Source organism: Microcystis sp. M49636_WE2 (assembly GCF_030065375.1).
Classification (GTDB): domain Bacteria; phylum Cyanobacteriota; class Cyanobacteriia; order Cyanobacteriales; family Microcystaceae; genus Microcystis; species Microcystis aeruginosa_C.
The window spans coordinates 1-4587 of sequence record NZ_JASJFG010000971.1; the positions used below are offsets into that span (position 1 = coordinate 1).

General features: G+C 50.6%; 3 protein-coding genes. All 3 read left to right on the forward strand.

The annotated features are described in order from the left end of the window. Window positions 1–286: DUF2973 domain-containing protein (locus tag PX484_RS22375; RefSeq protein ID WP_288105555.1), on the forward strand; the 286-nt coding region annotated here is incomplete at its 5' end. 11 nt (window positions 287–297) lie between these two features. After that, window positions 298–951: a YqiA/YcfP family alpha/beta fold hydrolase gene (locus PX484_RS22380; protein WP_043997773.1), complete on the forward strand. Its 654-nt coding sequence runs from the start codon at window positions 298–300 to the stop codon at window positions 949–951. Between the two features lie 6 nt (window positions 952–957). Continuing rightward, window positions 958–4479 carry a helicase-related protein gene (locus tag PX484_RS22385; RefSeq protein WP_287766081.1) on the forward strand — a complete coding sequence of 1174 codons (3522 nt, stop codon included), beginning with the start codon at window positions 958–960 and terminating at the stop codon, window positions 4477–4479. The last annotated feature ends 108 nt before the right edge of the window (window positions 4480–4587 follow it).

A 4587-nucleotide genomic window follows, 5' to 3' on the forward strand; every position in this document is an offset into this window, starting at 1 on the left:
CCTCGCCTTCACAGTTATCGCTTTTTTGACCATTAATAATTTAATTCGGAGTCTGATTACTGTCAGCATGGATTCCCAGAAACGTCCTGCTAAATCGGCTAATTCCTATAATCCCTACGGTTATCCCATGACTTCCCATCCGGAACTTTTGGACGAGACTGGACAACCGATTAATGAACCCCTGTTAGTGATTCGTTCTCTCACTGTTGAAGATGCTCGTCAACAGTTAGATGCTATTTATAATTCTTCTCCCAGTGCTGCCAAAGAGCAAGATGAGGAAATCTGATTGGTTTTAGAATGGCGGTTCTTGAAAACAGATATATTTATCTACACGGTTTTGCTTCTGGCCCCCAATCAACAAAAGCGCAATTTTTGAGACATTGTTGGCAAAAGAGGGGTTTAGCAATGGAAATTCCCGATCTTAACGGTGATGATTTTTCTAGCTTAACTCTCACTCGTCAGATTGTTCAAGTCGGCCAATTGATTGAACAATCTCAGCTTCCTGTTACTCTGATTGGTTCCAGTTTTGGCGGTTTAACGGCAGCTTGGCTGGCAGAAACTTATTTTCAGGTGCAAAGGCTCGTTTTATTAGCTCCCGCTTTTAATTTCGGTCCGATTTGGTTAGGACAATTGGAAGCAGAAACCCTAGCCAATTGGCAAAAATCTGGGAGTTTATCGGTTTATCACTACGGTTATCGCCGTTATCTGCCAATCTATTACAAATTTATCGAAGATTTAGCCAATTATCCCCAAGACAAGTTAATCAGGCAGCTTCCCACCTTGATTATTCATGGTCGTGCCGATGAGGTGATTCCCCTAGAAAATAGTCGCTATTATGCTTTTTCTCGTCCTTGGGTGCAGTTAATCGAATTAGATAGCGATCATGCCCTTACCGATGTTTTGACGAGGATATGGGCTGAAATGCAATTATTCCTAGACATCGGTCTTTAGGCGATCATGACTAAACTTGAGGAACTAACGAGCGGCTCTATTGTCAACGGCATTCTGCCCAATCAAAGCATTACCGTCATCGAGGCCAAGTGGCATGGCAGCGACACGGTAGAACTGACCTACAAAGATACCAACGGACAACCCTACACAGAACTGCTCTTTCGATACCGAGAGCCAACCCTAGAGATTCTCACCGAAGGAAGACCGTGGGGTTTCGATGGCGACGGAGCTTTGCTGCGCCTAGTTTCCGAAGCCCATCGCATCCGGTTGGCCTACCTGTTTGACCCGCTTCTAGCCGTCCATACCTCTCTGGTGGAACCACTCCCTCATCAAATCACTGCTGTTTACGGTGAGATGCTCGATCGCCAACCCCTACGCTTTTTGTTGGCCGATGACCCCGGGGCCGGGAAAACCATCATGGCGGGATTGTTAATTCGAGAACTCCTGATTCGAGGTGACTTAGCGCGCTGCTTAATCGTCTGTCCAGGCAGCCTCGCAGTCCAGTGGCAAGATGAACTACATAACAAATTTCACCTTCCCTTCGATATACTCACCAATGACCGCCTCGAAACAGCCCGCACCGGCAACGCCCTCGCCGAAATGGGTCTGGTCATTGCTAGGCTTGATAAACTCAGCCGTAATGACGACCTCCAGAAGAAACTCCAGCAGACTGATTGGGATCTGGTCATCTGCGATGAGGCCCACAAGATGTCCGCTTCTTTCTTTGGTGGGGAAATTAGGGAAACAAAGCGTTACAAATTGGGCAAACTCCTCTCTAGTGTTACCCGCCACTTCCTGCTGATGACCGCTACTCCCCACAACGGCAAAGAAGAAGACTTTCAGTTATTCCTAGCTCTACTCGATGGCGACCGCTTTGAGGGGCGATTCCGGGACGGAGTTCATGTATCAGATACTTCCGACCTGATGCGCCGCATGGTCAAAGAAGAACTGCTCAAGTTTGACGGCAAGCCACTTTTCCCCGAAAGAATCGCTCACACGGTCAGTTACCCCCTCTCCGACCAAGAAGCGATCCTCTACAGTCGAGTCACCGAGTATGTGCGCGAAGAATTTAACCGAGCCGAAGCCCTGGCCAATAACGGGCGCAAGGGGACAGTCGGCTTTGCCCTCACCATTTTGCAACGCCGCCTCGCCTCCTCTCCGGAAGCCATCTATCAATCCTTGAAACGACGACGAGAACGGCTACAAAAGCGACTCCGAGAAGAAGAACTGCTCAAGCGAGGCCAGTTGCTGGAGATAGAATTTGCTACCGTCCTTGACCAAGACGACATCGATGACGACTTTGAGGATACCGATAGCAGCGAGCGGGAGGCTACGGTCGATGAGGTGGTCGATCAGGCCACAGCATCGCGTACCATTGCCGAACTACAGATTGAAATCGCCCTGCTGAAAAAGCTTGAAGACCTAGCCAATACCGTTCGACGGAGCGGAAAAGACCGTAAGTGGGAAGAGTTTTCCCATCTTCTGCAGGATGAAGCGGAGATGTTCGATGCAGGAGGATACCGCCGCAAAATAGTCGTCTTCACCGAACACAGAGACACCCTCAACTACCTGAAAGAGCGGATCAGTACACTCCTTGGCAACCCAGAAACTGTTGTCACCATTCACGGTGGCATGGGTCGGGAAGACCGCAAAAAAGCCGAAGAAGGCTTCAAGCAAGACGTAGGAGTACAGGTACTTCTGGCCACCGATGCCGCCGGAGAGGGGATCAACCTGCAACGAGCGCATCTCATGGTCAATTATGACCTACCCTGGAACCCAAACCGTCTAGAACAGCGATTCGGTCGTATTCACCGGATTGGACAGACCGAGGTTTGTCATCTCTGGAATTTGGTGGCTCACGAAACCCGCGAGGGAGATGTGTATCGGACGCTCCTCGAAAAACTCGAAGCCGAACAAAAAGCTTTAGGCGGACGGGTGTTCGACGTATTAGGTAAAGCCATTGCGGGAAAAGAATTGCGCGAACTTCTCATCCAAGCCATCCGTTACGGCGATCACCCAGATATAAAAGCAAGCTCAAACCAGGTCATCTCTGAAAAGCTCGATCAAGAGAGACTAAGGGAATTGCTGGAAGAACGCGCCCTAGCACGGGATTCGATCGATGCTTCCAAGGTTCAGAAAATTCGAGAAGATATGGAGCGAGCCGAAGCCAGACGGTTACAGCCGCACTTCATCGCCGCATTTTTCCTCGAAGCCTTCCAACGCTTAGGCGGCACCCTACGCCAGCGAGAGCCAAAGCGATACGAGATTACCAACGTCCCCGCCGTTATCCGTAACAGAGACCGCTTTTTCGGGATAGGAGAGCCAATTCTCAAACGCTATGAGCGCATCTGTTTTGATAAAGACCTGATTAGTGTTCCGGGTAAACCCGTTGCTACCTTTGTCTGTCCCGGCCATCCCCTGTTAGATGCCACTATCGATCTTGTCTTGGAACGGCATCGGGAATTACTCAGACGGGGGGCTATCCTAGTTGATGACAGTGATCCGAGCGAGGAAATTCGGGCGCTGGTGTACTTAGAACACGCCATTCAAGACGCTCGGCTAAATCCCGATGGCAGACGGCGGGTGGTGTCGCGGCGAATGCAGTATGTGGAAATTCCTCTGTTTGCACCACAGAGACAGGGAGAGAAGGATGCTGGGTATGCCCCTTATCTAGATTATCGTCCTTTGCAGGAAGAGGAGCGGGCGATCCTAGGGCCGATCCTTGATTCTCTCCCTATCGGTAATGAGATTGAGAGCCGGGCCCGCAATTATGCGATCGCTAACCTTGTCTCTTCCCATCTTCAGGAGGTACGGCAGCGCAAGGAAGAGTTAATTGAAAAGACCCTTATAGCAGTTAAAGACCGCCTGACCAAGGAGATCAACTACTGGGACCATCGGGCGGCCCAGTTGCGCCTACAGGAAGAAGCGGGGAAGACAAATGCGCGGATCAATTCCAACAAAGCCCAGATGCGGGCCGATGAACTACAAACGCGGTTGCAAAAGCGCTTGTCTGAATTGGAGCAGGAGCGTCATTTATCCCCATCGCCGCCGGTGGTGGTGGGAGCAGCCCTCATCGTACCGGGGGGACTGTTAGGGCGACTTTTAGGCAAGCCAATGTTTGCCCGGGAGACAAAGCGCGTCGAGCAGCTGGCAATGGCGGCAGTCATGGCGGCCGAAAAAGCTTTGGGGTATGAACCGCGGGATGTGAGCGCCGAGAAGTGCGGCTATGACATCGAATCGCGCAGGACCGGAACAGGCCGCTTACGGTTTATCGAAGTCAAGGGTAGAGTAGAAGGAGCAGAGACGGTGACTGTCACCAAGAACGAGATCCTTGCATCCTTTAACAAGCCAGAGGATTTTCTGCTGGCCTTGGTTTCGGTTTCTCCCTCAGAGGAGGTTCAGGTCAGATATGTGCGCCGGCCATTCCAGAGAGAACCGGATTTTGGGGCGTGTAGTGTTAATTATAATTGGGGAGAGTTATGGGACAGGGGGGATATGATTGAACCACAAAGGCACAAAGGACACTAAGGGGATTAACCACAAAGGCACAAAGGACACTAAGGGGATTAACCACAAAGGCACGAAGGACACTAAGGGGATTAACCACAAAGGCACAAAGGACACTAAGGGGATTAA